Origin of the sequence: Microbulbifer sp. JSM ZJ756, from assembly GCF_044383805.1 — a bacterium.
Classification (GTDB): Bacteria; Pseudomonadota; Gammaproteobacteria; order Pseudomonadales; family Cellvibrionaceae; genus Microbulbifer; species Microbulbifer zhoushanensis.
Genome location: NZ_JBISER010000001.1, coordinates 240,259 through 256,509, shown reverse-complemented (window position 1 = coordinate 256,509; position 16,251 = coordinate 240,259). Strand labels below are relative to the sequence as shown.

Here is a 16,251-nt window from a genome sequence, read left to right as displayed (position 1 = left end):
GAAAGGAAAGGGGTCGGCAGGCTACTTTGTGGGCCCAGGATAAAACTTTGATCCCCGCCGGTAATGCAGTGTGAATGTCCCGGGTAACACCGGGATCCGAACCTGGATTGATGTCAGGAATGCAGGCAAAAAAAAGCGGCCCTTAAGGGCCGCTTTTGGGTTATTGCGCTTCAGGGTCACTGGCAAGGAACAGCCAGGTATCCACCGCGGTATCCGGGTTCAGGGATACGCTGTCGATACCCTCATCCATCAGCCAGCGGGCAAAGTCCTTGTGATCAGACGGGCCCTGGCCGCAGATGCCCACGTACTTGCCGGCCTTCTTGCAGGCGCGGATCGCCTTGGAAAGCAGCAGCTTAACCGCCGGGTCGCGCTCATCAAACAGCTCTGCCACCAGACCGGAATCCCGGTCCAGGCCCAGGGTAAGCTGGGTGAGGTCATTGGAGCCGATCGAGAAGCCATCAAAGTGCTGCAGGAAATCCTCCGCCAGCAAGGCATTTGAGGGCAGCTCGCACATCATGATCACTTTCAGGCCGCGCTCACCACGCTTGAGACCGTTGTCCGCCATCAGGGACACCACTTCGGCGGCCTCTGCAGGTGTGCGCACGAACGGCACCATGATTTCCACGTTATCCAGCCCCATCTCTTCGCGCACCTTCTTCAGTGCACGGCACTCCAGGGCAAAGCACTGGCGAAAGTCGTCAGAGCGATAGCGCGCGGCACCACGGAAGCCCAGCATCGGGTTCTCCTCGCTGGGCTCGTAGAGCTGCCCGCCCACCAGGTGTGCGTACTCATTCGACTTGAAGTCTGACAGCCGCACGATCACCCGGTTCGGGGCAAAGGCCGCAGCCAGGGTTGAGATGCCCTCCACCAGCTTTTCGACAATAAAGTCTTCCGGGGAATCGTAGCCGCCAATGCGCTCGCGAATCGTTTTCTGCAGGTCTTCCGGCAGCTTGTCCAGCTCCAGCAGCGCTTTCGGGTGAATGCCGATCATGCGGTTGAGGATAAACTCGAGGCGCGCCAGGCCTACCCCTTCGTTAGGCAGGTGGCTGAACGCAAACGCGCGATCGGGGTTACCGACGTTCAGCATGATCTTGAACGGCAGCTCGGGCATATCCTGCACTTCGGTCTGCTCGCGCTCGAACTCCAGCTCACCGGACATTACAAAACCGGTATCACCCTCTGCACAGGAGACGGTAACCGGGGTGCCGTCCTGCAGCAGTTCGGTGGCGTTGCCGCAACCGACCACAGCGGGAATACCCAGCTCGCGGGCGATGATCGCAGCATGGCAGGTACGGCCGCCGCGATTGGTCACGATAGCGCTGGCCTTCTTCAACACCGGTTCCCAATCCGGGTCTGTCATATCGGTAACCAGGACCTCACCGTCCTGCATTGCAGCCATATCCTCGACTGAATCCAGCACCCGCACACGACCGGCGCCAATACGCTGGCCGATTGCACGGCCCTCGCACAGCACATCGCCGCGCTCCCGCAGGTGGTAACGCTCGATACTGGTGCCTTCGTCCCGGGAGCGGACCGTCTCCGGGCGTGCCTGGACAATAAACAGCTTGCCGGTTTCCCCATCCTTGGCCCACTCGATATCCATCGGCCGGCCGTAGTGTTCCTCGATCTTGCAGGCTTGCAGGGCCAGGCTGGTCAATTCCTCGTCAGTCAGCGAGAAGGTGAGCCGGTCTTCCTCGGCCACCTGCTCGGTTTTGACGGAACGGCCGCATTCTCCCCCCTGGTCATAGACCATCTTTATCGCCTTGCTGCCGCGGTTGCGGCGCAGGATTGCCGGGCGACCAGCCAGCAGTGCCGGCTTGTACAGGTAAAATTCATCCGGGTTCACTGCGCCCTGCACCACGGTCTCACCGAGGCCGTATGCGGAAGTGATAAATACCGCATCGCGGAATCCGCTTTCAGTATCCAGCGTGAACATAACACCGGCGGCACCGATATCGCTGCGTACCATATGCTGGATACCCGCGGAGAGGGCAACGCCGGCATGGGCGTAACCGGTGTGGACCCGGTAAGCAATGGCGCGGTCATTGTAGAGGGAGGCGAAGACCTCCTTCACCGCGGTCAGCACAGCGTCGATACCGCGAATATTCAGGAATGTCTCCTGCTGGCCCGCAAACGAGGCATCCGGCAGGTCCTCGGCGGTGGCAGAGGAGCGCACTGCCACGGCGGTTTCACCACCGCCCAGCTTTTCGTAGCCATCGCGGATCTGTTGTTCCAGCTCCGCCGGGAACGGGGTCTCGATAATCCATCCGCGGATTTCCTCCCCGGCTTCCGCCAGCGCCCTGACATCCTCGACATTGAGGGTCTGGAGGCGGGCGGCGATGCGCTCCTCGAGCTTTTCGTGGGCGAGGAAGGCGCGGAAAGCGTCAGCCGTGGTGGCAAAGCCACCGGGCACACTGACTCCGGCACCGGCGAGGGAAGAGATCATCTCTCCCAGGGAGGCGTTCTTGCCGCCGACCTTGTCGACATCGCCCATGCCCAGTTGCTCGAAGCTGATGGTAAAACTCGTCACTTGTGCGCCCTCTGCAGCAGGATTTGAGGCGCTGATTATAAGGATGGGTTTTGTAAAAAATACCCCGCAATTTGCGCCGAAAATGTTGTAATTTTTCTACAAAAACGCGCGCGAGACTACAAACAGGAAAAGCCGTAGCATGACCACCCAAACAGCTCCCGGGGACCCCCATGGCAAAGGATAAACGCACCGCATTCTTCGTTTCCGATGGCACCGGCCTCACGGTCGAGGCCATTGGCCACAGCCTGCTGGCCCAGTTTCGCAGCGAGCATGTGGAGCAGGTGACCCTGCCCTATATCGATTCCGCGGATAAGGTGGCACGGGTGATGGAGAGGATCGAGCGCGCCGCCCACGAGTCCGGGCGCCAGCCTATTGTCATCAGCAGTATCGTCGCTGATGAGTTTCGCGCGCAGCTCCACCAGAGCCCCGCGTTGATGCTGGATGTCTTTGAAAGCTACCTGACGCCACTGGCCAACCTCTTCGGCAGCGACCCCGCCCAGACGGTCAATGTGTCCCACGGTATTGCCAACGACAGCCGCTATACCGACCGTATCGAGGCCGTGCACTACGCTATGGACAACGACGACGGGCGCCGGGTACGGGAGTTTGACCGCGCCGATATCATCCTGGTGGGAGTCTCCCGTTCGGGCAAGACCCCCACCTGCCTGTACCTGGCGCTGCAGTTCGGCCTCCGCGCTGCCAACTATCCCATCACCGAGGAGGATATGGACTCCACCTCGCTGCCTAAAATCCTCCGCCCCTACCGGCGCAAGCTGTTCGGCCTCACCATCGATCCCGACCGGCTGATGTCAATCCGGCAGGAGCGCCGCGCCAACAGCCGCTACGCTTCACGGGAACAGTGCGAATTCGAGGTGCGCCAGGTAGAGCAGATGTTGCGGCGGGCGCAGATCCCCTACCTGGATGCCACCCAGCTGTCCGTGGAGGAACTGGCAACCCAGCTGATGTCCCAGGCCGGAATAGAGCGGCGCGTCGGCTGAATTTACGGTAAAGTAGCCGCCTTTTTTGGCCTGGGCAGCCCCAAAAGGGAAACCCGGGTCCCGCGTGGTGCGTATAGAAGCCTGAATGAAATCACTGCAGATCGTCGCCATTCCCTACTCGATCAACACGCCGATGGCCTTTCAGGCCATTGCGGACCTGCCCGCGCCTGTCTGGCTGGACAGCGGGCGCCCGGTAGCACCCGGCGGGCGCTTCGACATTATCAGCGCGGACCCGCTCGCGACGCTGGAGCTCGACGCCCACACCCGTGAACCCTTTTCCGAATTGGACGACCTGTTGTGCGAGCTGGCGCCACAGGACAGCGATGCGCAGCTGCCATTCTGCGGTGGCGCAATCGGCTACGCCGGCTACGAGCTGGGTATGGCGGAGAATTTTCTCGCCCCGGACCCGCGTCCCACCGGCCTTCCCGCCGGTTTTTTCGGGCTCTACAGCTGGGCGCTGATCGTCGATCACCAGCTGTGTGCCAGCCACCTGGTATTCCATCCGGCATGCACAGATATCCAGGTCCGCGACCTGATAGCGCGCTTTAACGCCGTGTCCTGGCAGGATGAAGCCAGCACCGGGCGCTTTGCCCTGGGGGCGCCGTTTGCCCATGAGTTCAGCCGCGATGATTACTGCCGGCGCATCGAGCGGATCCTCGACTACATCCGTGCAGGCGATATCTACCAGGCCAACTTTACCCAGCGTTTTACCGCTCCCTTTGAGGGGGATCCGCTGGCCGCCTACCTGGCGCTCCGCAGCCAGGTGGCTGGCCCCTTCTCGGCCTACCTTGACCTTGCGGGCGGGCAGATACTCAGCCTGTCACCGGAGCGATTTATCCACGCCGACGGCAGCAGCGTGCAGACGGAACCCATCAAGGGTACCGCACCCCGGCACCCGGACCCGGTCGAGGATACCCGGGTGGCCGAAGCGCTACAGCACAGCGTCAAGGACAGGGCTGAGAACCTGATGATCGTCGACCTGCTTCGCAACGACTTCAGCAAGCGCTGCCGCAGCGGCAGTGTGCGCGTGCCGGAGCTGTTCGAACTGGCCACCTTTGCCAACGTGCATCACCTTGTCAGCCGCATTACCGGCGAACTGCCCGAGGGCAGCTATTTCACCGACCTGCTCGGCGCCTGTTTTCCCGGGGGCTCGATCACCGGGGCGCCCAAGCGCCGCGCCATGGAGATAATCCGGGAGCTGGAACTGAGCCCCCGCGGCATCTACTGTGGCAGCATCGGCTACCTGAGCAGCTGCGGCCGTGCGGATACCAATATTGCGATCCGCACCTTCAGCACCAGCGACGGACTTGTCACCGGTGCCGCCGGCGGGGGGATCGTGGCGGATTCAAGCCCCGCTGCGGAACACGACGAGTGCCTGAACAAAATCGGCATGCTGCTGGCCACGCTCGAGACGATGGCCTGACAAACGCTTTCAGCCCCCATAAAACCAGTAGTTATTACCGTATCTCACTTTGATATTTCCAGGTTATTAAAGCCTCTGCTAGATTCTGCGCCAGACAATGGATAGATACGCCCTACCCCTGCGGGAGGGAAGTTAGCCCTAAGGATGAAAGCAGGAGCCGGTTTATGCGCATTACCCTGGTAAAGAAGATTCTCAGTGACGGCTCCCCCTGCGCCAAGTGCCGCGACGTGGAGCAGAAGCTGCGCGACAACGACCAGCTGAGACTGATCGACGAGACCCTGGTTGCCGACGAGCGGGACCAGGCCAGTCCCGGCATGGTCCTGGCGCGCCAATACGGTGTTTCCCGCGCTCCCTTCTTTGTCGTCGAGGACAGTGCAGCTTCCGGGGAACCCCAGGTCTACACTGTCTATTTCAAGTTCGCCAAGGAAGTCCTGCAACCTCTCCAGCGTGCCGCCGAAGCGTCCTGACCGGGACGGGTTTCGTTTAAGTCCCTGACTCTCCCCCCCCAGCCCCGGGGCTTCCCCCTTTTCTCTCCAGGCGGGAAGCCCAGGGCCTGCGACATTGACTATAATTAAATTCAAATTTAATATTAAGCGGTCAGCTCCGGGTAGCACTGCTCAATTTCCATGCCGGGCTGGGGAGACACTGATGACCGGGAAGCGAACACCAGGAAGACCGCTACACCGCACCAGCACGGACCTCCGCCCGGCGATCATAGATGCCGCAGTACGGTGCTATTCCCAACGCGGGGTCGCTGCGACCGCACTGAAACATATCGCCGGGGAAGCCGGTGTCACGCCCGCCCTACTCCATTATTACTTTGGTTCTCGCGAGCACCTGCAGCAGGCGGTGTTGGACGAGCGTGTTCTTCCCCTCCTGAAGGAAGTCCAACAGCAGTTGGGCCCGGGGGGCCTCAGCGGCTCTCCCGAGGCCCTTGTGCGCCGGTTTATCTCAGCGGTGTCAGCAACCGTCGATCGGCATCCCTGGTGGCCGCCACTATGGACCAGGGAAGTACTTCTTGAAGGCGGCGTACTCCGTGCCCCCTTGATCGAACGAACCGGTAAACAGTTCTTCCAGCAGATCGTCGCGGCATTTTCAGCTGCAAAAGATCGGGGCGAACTCCCCCCAGACATCGATCCGCGACTACTCCTGGTATCACTGGTTGGCCTGACCCTGTTTCCGGCCGCGGCCGCCCCTGTCTGGCGAAACCTGATGGACACCAGGGATATCGATTCACAGGCCATGGAGCGGCACACACTGGCGCTGGTTTCACAGGGAATCGGGGGTCACCATGCCTGAGGGCTTTTTCAGCGGCTCAAGAACACTACGTGCGGCATTGGCCATGGCCGTGCTGGCCATTGCAGCCTGTGATAACAAACAACCGGGTGCCCTTGGCACACTGGAATGGGACCGCATCTCGGTACCGGCTCCCGCGGCAGAAAAAATCGAGGAAACCCTTGTAGTTGAAGGGCAGGATGTAGCCACAGGACAGCCTCTGATGCGCCTCGACGAGCGCGCCACCCGCGCCCGGCTGCAGGTTGCCCGGGCCGAGGTTGCGCGACTGCGGGCACAGTTGGATGAGCTTGAGGAAGGGCCGCGGATTGAGGAGATAGAGCGTGCCGAGGCTGCACTGGAGTCCGCCCGGGCGACACGCCAGGAAGCATACGACAACCATCACCGCCTGCTGGCACTGAAGGAAGAGGATTTTATTTCCCAGGCCGATATCGACCGGGCCCGCACGGCGCTGGATACCGCGGCGGCCGAGGTGGAATCGCGCACTGCCGCCCTGCTGGAGTTGCAACGTGGCTCCCGCGCGGAGCAACTCGCACAGGGGCGCGCAGCGCTGGAGCGGGCCGAGGCCGAGGCGCGCCTCCAGGCGGTATTGCTCGATAAGCTTCAGCTCCAGGCGCCCCGCAACGGGCGCATCGACGACCTGCCTTTCCGGACCGGCGACGAGGCTCCGGTTGGTGCCCCCCTGGTCAACATGCTGGTTGGAAAAGCACCCTATGCCCGGGTTTACGTCCCGCAGTCGCTACGCCCCGGCGTCCAGACCGGTGACCGCGCACTGGTTTACATCGACGATGTCGCCGGAAGCTTCGAGGGACGGGTACGCACGATTCGCAGCGAGCCAAGCTTTACGCCCTACTATGCCCTCAGCGGCAAGGATGTCTCCCGCCTCAGCTACCTGGCGGAGATCCAGCTCGGTGCTGACGCAGCGCAGCTACCCTCCGGGCTGCCGCTGCGCGCCGAATTCACCTCCGGCGTGGCAACGACTGGCAACGCAGCGAAAGTGACGACGAAACCGATGCAAACTGACGGGGGGCCGCAGCCCGATGGCAAGTGAGGAGGCGGCCGTGATCGCCCGCGGGCTGACCAAGGTTTTCGGAGACCTGGTGGCAGTGAATGCAGTGGACCTGCGCATCGATAAACGGCAGGTATACGGTTTCCTCGGCCCCAACGGCTCGGGCAAGTCCACCACTATCCGGATGCTCTGCGGCTTGCTCACCCCGAGCGGGGGAAATATTGATGTACTGGGCATGGAGATCCCCAGGCAGGCAGAAGCGCTGCGGCGCCGTATCGGCTATATGACCCAGCACTTCTCGCTGTTTGGCGACCTGACGGTGCGGGAGAACCTGGAGTTTCTCGCCGCTGTCCAGGGCCTCGCGGCCGCCCCGGCACGGCGACGCGTGGCGGAACTGCTGGAGGAGTTCCACTTCTCCGGCATGGAGCGACAACTGGCAGCCACCCTGAGCGGCGGGCAGAAGCAGCGCCTGGCACTGGCCGGCAGCATTGTCCACGGCCCGGAATTATTGTTCCTGGATGAACCCACCAGCGCGGTGGATCCCGAGTCCCGGCGCGACTTCTGGGAGAAACTGTTCGAACTTGCCGACGCCGGCACAACCATACTGGTGTCCTCCCACTACATGGATGAGGCTGAACGCTGTCATCGCCTTGCCATCCTGGACCGCGGCACGCTGGTGGCCGACGGCACGCCCGCGGAACTTACCGGCTCACTGGAAGGGCGCACTATCGCCGTGGAGGCCCAGCAGCCACGCCGGGCCAAGGCCACCGTGCTGGGCCTGCCCGGAGTCATCAGCGCGGCACAGATCGGCAACAGCCTGAGGATACTGTGCGAGTCAGGTGACGGTATCGAGGAGCACCTGTCCCGGGCGCTCGAGGAGGCTGGCCTGCAGGCGCGACTCACGGCGGCGCGCCCCACGCTCGAGGATGTCTTTGTCGCCGTCACCACTCACCGGGCACCGGGAGAGACCGCGAAAACACCATGAACCTGCGACGCCTCTGGGCGATTGTGATCAAGGAATTGCGACAGCTGCGCCGCGACCGGGTAACCCTGGCGATGATAGCGGGCATTCCCGTGATGCAGCTGGTCCTTTTCGGTTATGCCATCAACCTCAACCTGCGCCACCTGCCGACGGCAATCGTCGACGAGGCACAGACCTCTGCGTCGCGGCAGCTGGCAATGGACATGCTGGCGACGGATATCATCCGACCAGCGGCACACGCCACCACAGCCGAGGACGTCATGGCCCTGATCCACCGCGGCGAGATCAGTGTCGGCATCGTAATACCGCGGGACTTCGAGCGCCGCCTGGCGCGGGGAGAACCTGTGGCGCAGGTGCTTGTGGATGGGAGCGATACCGTTGTCCAGAGTGCGGCTGCCCAGCTGGCCCAACTGCCGCTGACAACGCCGGCCACAGAGCGGGACCGGGCCTCGATTCCCCTGCCCCGTGCACCAATCAGCGTAGTGAGTTTTTATAACCCCCAGCGCGTTTCTGCCATCAATATCGTACCCGGCCTGATCGGCATCATACTGACCATGACCATGGTGATGTTTACCTCGGTTGCGATTGTGCGGGAGCGGGAGCGGGGGAATATGGAACTGCTGATCGCCACCCCGGTGAGCCGCAGCGAACTGATGCTGGGCAAGGTACTGCCCTACGGCATTATCGGCCTGGTGCAGACCACGCTTATCCTGTTGCTGGGGATGTGGCTGTTCGGGGTGCCGGTGCGAGGGAGCGCCATCGACGTCTACTGGGCAGCGTTGTTGCTGATCCTCGCCAACCTGTCCCTGGGGCTGCTGATCTCGACCCGGGCCCAGTCGCAGTTCCAGGCCATGCAGATGACGTTTTTTGTCTTCCTGCCATCGATATTGCTATCGGGATTTATGTTTCCCTTCGAGGGCATGCCGCTACCGGCGAAATGGATTGCAGAGATCCTGCCGTTGACACATTTCCTGCGCCTGATCCGGGGCATCATGCTACGGGGCGCCGACCTGCACGAGTTGTGGCCTGAAGTGCTGGCGCTGCTGGCATTTATCACCCTGATGATGACCCTTGCAATCAGCCGCTTCAGCAAGCGCCTGGACTGAACCCGGCGGCTCAGTAAACCGGCAGTTCGAGGTTGGCGAACAGCTCATCCAGCTCTGCCCGGGAGCTGGCATGGGCCGCCTGGTCCACCAGCTCGCGGGTCAGGTGCGGGGCGAACTGCTGGATAAACTCATACATGAAGCCCCGCAGGAAAATGCCCTTGCGGAAGCCAATCTTGGTCACACTGGACTCGAACAGCTCACTCGCATCCAGCGCGACCAGGTCCTCGTCCGCCTCGTCTACCGCCATATCGGCGACGATCCCGATCCCCAGGCCGAGACGCACATAGGTCTTGATGACGTCGGCATCAGCCGCGGTGAAGACCACCTTGGGCGACAGGCCTTTCTCCATAAAGGCGTCATCGAGCTTGGAGCGGCCGGTGAAGCCGAACACGTAGGTCACGATCGGGTACTGTGCCACTTCCTCCAGCGTCAGTTTGCTGAGCTGGCACAGGGGGTGGTCCCTTGGCACCAGCAGGCAGCGGTTCCAGCGATAGACCGGCATCATCACCAGGTCACTGAACAGCTCCAGTGCCTCGGTGGCAATGGCGAAATCCGCAGTGCCATCCGCCGCCATCTCGGAAATCTGCATCGGCGTGCCCTGGTTCATGTGCAGGGAGACTTCCGGGTAGCGATTGATAAAGGACTTTATGACCGGTGGCAGCGCGTAACGCGCCTGGGTATGGGTGGTGGCAATCGAGAGACTGCCCTTCTGGTCGTTGCTGAACTCCTGCGCGACCTGCTTGATGTTCTCCACCTTGTGCATGATCTCGCCGGCGGTCTTGAGGATCGCCTCGCCGGCAGGCGTGATACGCGTCAGGTGCTTGCCGCTGCGCGCGAAAATCTCCACGCCGAGCTCGTCTTCCAGCAGGCGGATCTGCTTGCTGATCCCGGGTTGTGAGGTATACAGGCTCTGCGCGGTAGCGGAGACATTCAGGTCGTGGTGGGCAACTTCCCAGATATATCGCAACTGCTGCAGCTTCATGGTTTCTCCCTGGCATCAGGCCCCGGCACCCGGCATCAAGCCCGGACTCCCCCGGCCGCTCTCACGGCAGTTATAAAAACTATAAAAGTTTATGCGAGAAAAGAATAGCAGCGAATTCCCGGGACGGGCAAAGCCAATAACCGGCCGATCGGCCATGGTGTGACAGCAGACACGGCAAGTGTGGTTCCTGCCGCCATTCAGCGGCCCCGCCCGCGTCCCGGACGCTAATCAACAGGCTGTCAGGACTGCCCCTCGAGATTGGCGATGCCGTGGGGCACATGGCCGGTGGCGACATGCTCGGCGGCCGAAGCACAGTGTGCCGGCTGGTCATCAAAAAAGACATCCGCCCCAAAGGCGCGCAGGAATTCACCCTTGGGCAGGCCACCGAGGAATACTGATTCGTCGATCCGCACGTTCCAGGCCCGGAGGGTGCGGATAACCCGCTCGTGTGCCGGCGCCGAGCGGGCCGTCACCAGGGCAGTCCGTATCGGGCAGTTGTCAGGGGCAAATTCGGCCTGCAGCTGCTGCAGGGCTTCCAGGAAGCCCTTGAACGGCCCACCACCCAGCGGTTGCTGTGCCGAGGCCCGCTCTGAGGCTGCGAATGCGGCGAGCCCATCGCGCTTGAAAATCTGCTCGGCTTCATCGGAGAAAATCACCGCATCGCCGTCAAAGGCGAATCGCAGGGTGTCATCTTCCCGCCAGCGATCGCCACCCGCCACCAGGGTCGCGGCGGCCACGCCCTGCTCCAGCGCCCGGCGCACGTCCTGACCGTCAGTGGACAGGAACAGGTGGCAGCCAAATGGGGCGATATAGCGATAGGGACTGTCGCCGTTGCAGAAGGCCGCGCGGGTAATATCGAGACCGTAGTGCTCGATGGAATTGAATACCCGCAGCCCGGTGTCCGCACTGTTGCGAGACAACAGGATCACCTCGACCCGCGGATTCCCTTCCAGGCGCTGGTTGATCTGCAGGAACTTTTCCACCAGGGGAAAGGCATCGCCCTTCTCCAGCACGTCGTTCTCATGTTCCACCTGGTAGGCAGAAAACGCCTCCAGCCCCTGCTCTTCAAACACCCGGTGGCTGTCGCCCAGGTTGAACAGCGCCCGGGAGGAAATCGCAATCACCAGCTTGTCGGTGCGCGGCATTACGGCCCCTCCACGTCTTCGAGGCCGTTGGGGCGGCTGTCGTCGCGCCGGTCGCTGAGCAGGGTGAACAGCATTCGTTCCAGGTCCTCGCGGGTGCGATCGGAGCGCACGCCGCGCTGGTTGACGATCACCAGGAAGACCGCGTGGCAGGTTTCCAGTGTGGCCCGGGCCAGGCGGTTCATCTCATTGTCCGGACAGGCGAAGCCCATTCGCCGGAACATATCACTCAGGTGGGTGATGATCAGCTCGTCGTGGCGCTCGTCGAGTTCATGCAACTCGGGAATACCCCACATTGCCTGCACCAGCGGCAACAGGCCCCGCTGCTCGCGATAGACCTTCAGCAGGCGATCGACCAGCTCGGCGATAAACTCCTGCAGTGACATATCCTCCACACCGGACTGGCCGAGCTCTTCCAGGGCGGTGGTCATACTCGCGAGCCACTGCTCCCCCATCGCGTAGAGGATCGCGTGCTTGTTGGGAAAGTAGTGGTACAGGGAGCCCACCGAGACCCCCAGGTCCTTGGCGATCAGGATGGTGGTGAGGTCATTCAGGCCCACTTCTTCCAGCAGCCGCCCGGTGGTATCCAGGATCCTGCGGGTGCGTTCGCGGGCACGCGCCTGGACCGGCTCACGGCGTGGGGCGAGCTGGCTCTTGCGCTTGCGTTGTTCAGAGTTAGACAAATCCATGCCCCCATTCTCAGGTAACCGCAGTTTACCATCAATAGCTCCGGCGTCAGTCCCGACTGCACCATTCACGGGCATAAAAAAACCGGCGCGTTGCGCCGGTTTTTACACTCCCATCCTGTGAGCAATGGGGGATCAGAAGCGATAGTCCAGGTTGACGCCCAGTACGCGGCCCCGCGACGGGTCGGTCTTGGTTGCCGGCAGGTTGTACAGCGCCTCGGCGTAACCCCAGTGGTAGTACTCCTCACCGGTGAGGTTCTCGGCGTACAGGCCCGCGGTCCAGCTGTCATCCTGGGACGTGAGCGACACTCGCATGTTGAACACATTGCGGGCGTCCAGGCGCACTGCCTTGGTGTTCTCCAGGTCGGACCACTGCTCGCCGGTGTAGGTGTATTCACCGGAAACCGAGACTTCACCCATACCGGTCATCAGGTGGTAGGTGAGCACCGTGGCCGAGGAGAAGGCCGGCGAGAACGCCATCTCGTTGCCGTCACAGGTTTCACACAGCTCCGCCGGGGCACCGGTAAACTCGGTATCCAGCCACGCCAGGCCCATGTACAGGTCCAGGTTGTCGGTCAGCAGCCACTGGGCATCCACTTCCAGGCCCTGGCCCGTGGACTCGCCCACATTGCGGGTAATGGCCGCCGCACCGACGAAGAAAGCCTGCTGCAGGTCATCATAGGTGTACTGGAAAGCCGCGGCATTCAGGGCCAGGCGGTTGTCCAGCAGGCGCGCCTTCACGCCCAGCTCGTAGGACAGGACGTTCTCCTCGTCGAACTTGCTCGGTTCGGCATTGCTGGCGTCTACCTCATAGCCCTGCTCGTCCAGCCACTCGTACTGGCTGTCGGCATCAGTGCCGTAGGCGGGATCTGTAACGTTGTAGCTCAGGTAATCAAAACCGCCGGACTTGTAGCCGGTGGCCACGCTGGCGTAAGCGGTGAGCTCGTCGCTCAGCACCTGGGTCAGGGTCGCTCGACCGGAGACGTTGCTCCAGGTGTTGTCCCCGATAATGGCACCGTTGGTGTACATGGCCTGGTAGTTCCAGCCGCCGGTCCAGGTATCGGGCCACGGGGAGTCCACGCTGTACATCTTGTCGTCTTCGGTGTAACGGACACCCAGGCCCAGGGTGGTGGATTCACCCAGGTCGTAGGTGGTATTGGCGAAAACGCCCCAGCCGGAGTATTCGCCGACAGTGTAGGCCTCTTCGATAGAGAGCATACCCGGGGCGTATTCCCAGGAATCGCCCTCGAAGCCGAAGGCTTCGTCCAGCACATCCTGCGGCAGTGCGTCACAGGTGACGAAGCTGTCGAGGCCCTCTTCCCACTCGTCGGCATAGATGCCGTCGCAGATAAAGTCCTCGTTGTCGACACCGGCAAAGTAGGTATCCAGCTCTTCCTTGTAGTAGGAGGCACCCAGCACGTAATTGAACGGGCCGCTGCTGTTGGAGGTCAGGCGGAATTCCTGGCTGAAGAAGTCACCGGACTGGTCGCGGTAGTAGGTATCGATCGGGAAAGGCGTCCCGTCGAAATCCTCTACATAGCTGTAGTCATGGGTCTTGTAGCCGGTAATCGAAGACAGGGTGGAGCCACTGGCCAGATCGTGCTCGATGGTCAGGATCACATCGCCGATCTGCGACTCATCCTTGCCCCGCTCGTCGTTATAGACCTGGTCATAATCCCCTTCCGGGATCGGGTAGTTGTAACCTGCATCGGTGTCGAAAGCGCGGTAGATGGTGCCGTCGCTGATGCGGTCCTCATACTGGGCCAGCAGGGTTACCGTGGTGTTATCCATGCCGTCGTAGACAGTGGTAATGCGCATGGCATTCAGCTCACTGGCGCCCAGGTCGGGACCACCGGCGAGGTTCTCCACATGGCCGTCTTCCTGGAAGTGCTTGCCGGCGAACCGGACCGCGAGGTCCTCTCCCACGGGCATGTCGAGCCCGCCCTCGATCTCGGTGCGCCCGTACTGGCCCGCGCCCACGGAAACCTCGCCGGCGACAGTATCACCGGGCTTGCGGGAAACCATGGAGATGGCACCAGAGGCGGTGTTACGGCCAAACAGGGTGCCCTGCGGGCCCTTCACCACCTCGACCCGCTCCAGGTCGTACATGCTCGGGGTGGCACCGGTGCGGCTCTGGTAGACACCATCGAGGAAAATCCCCAGCGCCGGGTCACTGCCGCTGCCGAAGCTGTTGTTGTTTACCCCGCGCACGGAGACCGAATCGAAATAGGAGTCGGTGGTCTCGCCGGAAATACCGGGGGTCAGGGAGAACAGGTCCTTGAAGTCGCTCAGGTTACTGTTCTTGACCGTCTCACCGGTAAAGGCGCTCACCGCCATCGGCACGTCCTTGAGGGACTCGGCACGCATCTGGGCGGTGACGGTCACCTCCTCGATCTGCGCCGCGCCGGCACCGGTACCGACAGCGAATACGGCGGCACCAACGGCCGAGGCCAGCAGGTGTTTCCGCGTGGAAAGTGTTTTATCTGTAACAGGCATGGTCGTCCCCGTCTTTGTTGTTATTCAGGGTTGCTCATCCAATACCGCCGATGGCAGTACCCCATCGAAAAGCTTGAGAGTGTGTTATCCCACAAACCGAATATTTATTCAAATTTCTATTTGGCAGTCAGTCGGTCCCCGGATCCCGGCGACCGTGAACGCACCAGAATCAGGCACCCAGCTTGTCTTTGAGGCTGTAGTAGAGCATCCCCGCTACCAGCCCCGGCCAGCGCAGCAAGGTGCCGCCCGGGAAGGTCGGTGTTGGAATTTGCGCCAGTATATCAAAACGCTCCTCCGTACCCGCGATCACCTCGGAGATTAATTTGCCGGCGAATGTCGCCGTGGGGACACCGTGACCGGAATAGCCCTGGCTGTAGTAGACATTGGGCTCCAGCCGTCCCAGGTGCGGCATCCGGTTCATGGTGATCGCCAGGGTGCCGCCCCAGCCGAAATCGATCCGCGTGTCCGCCAGCTGCGGGTAGACCGCCAGCATATACTTGCGCACAAACGCGCGGATATCCTGGGGGAACCGGGAGGTGTAATTCTCGCCCCCGCCGAAGATCAGCCGGTTATCACCGGACAGCTTCCAGTAGTCGATCACGAACAGGGTGTCCTGCAGTGCGTAGTCATTGGCGATCAAATCCTGTGCCAGCGCGTCCGGGAGGGGCTCCGTCGCCAGCACGAAATTGTTGATAGGCATGATCTTGCCTGCCATGCGCGGCTCCAGCTTGCCCAGGTAGCCGTTACAGGCAAGCACTACATTCCTGGCCCGCACCTGCCCTTTTGCGGTCTCGACCAGGCACGGGGAGCCTCCGCGGTAGCCTGTGACGCGGCTGTTCTCATAAAAGGTGACCCCCGCAGCAGCGGCGGCGTCCGCCAGGCCCAGGGCAAAGTTCAGCGGGTGCAGGTGCAGTGAGCCATCATCCACCTGGGCCCCGAAGTACCGCTCGGAACCCACCATCGTCCGGGCCTCGGCTTCATCGGCGTAGCGGATCTGCTTGTAGCCGTAACGCTCGCGCAGCAGCTCCACCTCCTGCTTCAGGTGCTCATTGTCGCTGCGCTTGGCCGCCAGGTGCAGGATGCCCCGCTTGAGGTCACAGTCGATTCCATGCCTGTCGATCAGGTGCTCCACCAGCTGTACCGCCTCGACGCTCATGTCCCACAGCTGCCGCGCGGTGTCGAGCCCGAGCATCTTTTCCAGGTCCTCCTGCCCCTTGCGCTGGCCGACACCCACATGGCCGCCATTGCGCCCCGAGGCCCCCCAGCCGACCCGTTCCGCTTCCAGCACCACCACCTTGTAGCCCCGCTCTGCCAGGTGCAGCGCCGAGGAGAGCCCGGTGTAGCCGGCGCCAATCACGCAGACGTCTGCCTCCACATTCCCCTCCAGGGCCGGGTACACCGGTGCCGGGTTGGCGCTGGCTGCATAGTATGAGTCGGTGTGCCCGATCAACTTGTTCACTGTGCCGGTGGCCGTCATTTCATCATCTCCGCAGGTGGTCTCCGGGCATTGCCCGAAAACCGAATAATCGTTCAATTTATATTGAATAATAATTCGGTTTCTTGTCATAATCAAAGCCTGTGGCGAAACAGCGATTTCGCCGCCT

The 16,251-nt window shown here is 61.9% G+C and carries 13 protein-coding genes; 7 read left to right on the top strand and 6 right to left on the bottom strand.

Annotated features, from left to right (window positions below):
* Positions 1-160: 160 nt before the first annotated feature.
* Positions 161-2,530 carry a phosphoenolpyruvate synthase gene (gene ppsA / locus ACH6CX_RS01120; RefSeq protein ID WP_232942406.1) on the bottom strand — a complete coding sequence of 790 codons (2,370 nt, stop codon included), beginning with the start codon at positions 2,528-2,530 and terminating at the stop codon, positions 161-163.
* Positions 2,531-2,700: 170 nt separating this feature from the next.
* Between ppsA and ACH6CX_RS01115 the strand changes: the two genes are divergently transcribed.
* The 7 genes from ACH6CX_RS01115 to ACH6CX_RS01085 all read left to right on the top strand — a co-directional run bounded on the left by ACH6CX_RS01115 (position 2,701) and on the right by ACH6CX_RS01085 (position 9,341).
* On the top strand, positions 2,701-3,528 hold the full coding sequence (locus ACH6CX_RS01115; protein WP_232942404.1) for a pyruvate, water dikinase regulatory protein: 828 nt from the start codon (positions 2,701-2,703) through the stop codon (positions 3,526-3,528).
* A gap of 85 nt (positions 3,529-3,613) precedes the next feature.
* A complete protein-coding gene (gene pabB, locus ACH6CX_RS01110) occupies positions 3,614-4,951 on the top strand; it encodes an aminodeoxychorismate synthase component I (RefSeq protein WP_232942402.1) in 1,338 nt (445 codons plus the stop codon).
* Positions 4,952-5,115: 164 nt separating this feature from the next.
* Positions 5,116-5,418 carry a hypothetical protein gene (locus ACH6CX_RS01105; protein WP_237056531.1) on the top strand — a complete coding sequence of 101 codons (303 nt, stop codon included), beginning with the start codon at positions 5,116-5,118 and terminating at the stop codon, positions 5,416-5,418.
* Positions 5,419-5,599: 181 nt separating this feature from the next.
* Positions 5,600-6,250 carry a TetR/AcrR family transcriptional regulator gene (locus tag ACH6CX_RS01100; RefSeq protein ID WP_396674362.1) on the top strand — a complete coding sequence of 217 codons (651 nt, stop codon included), beginning with the start codon at positions 5,600-5,602 and terminating at the stop codon, positions 6,248-6,250.
* Positions 6,243-7,295, top strand: coding sequence for an HlyD family secretion protein (locus ACH6CX_RS01095; protein WP_232942396.1), 1,053 nt, complete (start codon positions 6,243-6,245; stop codon positions 7,293-7,295). The genes ACH6CX_RS01100 and ACH6CX_RS01095 overlap by 8 nt, the downstream gene beginning before the upstream one ends.
* A complete protein-coding gene (locus tag ACH6CX_RS01090) occupies positions 7,285-8,238 on the top strand; it encodes an ATP-binding cassette domain-containing protein (RefSeq protein ID WP_396674359.1) in 954 nt (317 codons plus the stop codon). The genes ACH6CX_RS01095 and ACH6CX_RS01090 overlap by 11 nt, the downstream gene beginning before the upstream one ends.
* Positions 8,235-9,341 carry an ABC transporter permease gene (locus ACH6CX_RS01085; protein ID WP_232942392.1) on the top strand — a complete coding sequence of 369 codons (1,107 nt, stop codon included), beginning with the start codon at positions 8,235-8,237 and terminating at the stop codon, positions 9,339-9,341. Before ACH6CX_RS01090 ends, ACH6CX_RS01085 begins: the two co-directional genes overlap by 4 nt.
* A gap of 10 nt (positions 9,342-9,351) precedes the next feature.
* On the opposite strand, the gene cysB is transcribed toward ACH6CX_RS01085, so the two are convergent.
* The 5 genes from cysB to ACH6CX_RS01060 all read right to left on the bottom strand — a co-directional run bounded on the left by cysB (position 9,352) and on the right by ACH6CX_RS01060 (position 16,124).
* Positions 9,352-10,323 carry an HTH-type transcriptional regulator CysB gene (gene cysB / locus ACH6CX_RS01080; RefSeq protein ID WP_232942390.1) on the bottom strand — a complete coding sequence of 324 codons (972 nt, stop codon included), beginning with the start codon at positions 10,321-10,323 and terminating at the stop codon, positions 9,352-9,354.
* Positions 10,324-10,562: 239 nt separating this feature from the next.
* A complete protein-coding gene (locus tag ACH6CX_RS01075; protein WP_370636828.1) occupies positions 10,563-11,447 on the bottom strand; it encodes a 5'-nucleotidase in 885 nt (294 codons plus the stop codon).
* A 20-nt stretch (positions 11,448-11,467) separates the two neighbouring features.
* Complete coding sequence (locus ACH6CX_RS01070; protein ID WP_232942386.1) at positions 11,468-12,154, bottom strand: TetR/AcrR family transcriptional regulator; 687 nt, start codon at positions 12,152-12,154, stop codon at positions 11,468-11,470.
* 132 nt (positions 12,155-12,286) lie between these two features.
* Positions 12,287-14,647: a TonB-dependent receptor gene (locus ACH6CX_RS01065; protein ID WP_334078898.1), complete on the bottom strand. Its 2,361-nt coding sequence runs from the start codon at positions 14,645-14,647 to the stop codon at positions 12,287-12,289.
* A 169-nt stretch (positions 14,648-14,816) separates the two neighbouring features.
* Positions 14,817-16,124 (bottom strand): FAD-binding oxidoreductase, encoded by a 1,308-nt coding sequence (locus tag ACH6CX_RS01060; protein WP_232942382.1) that lies wholly within the window; start codon positions 16,122-16,124, stop codon positions 14,817-14,819.
* Positions 16,125-16,251 lie beyond the last annotated feature (127 nt).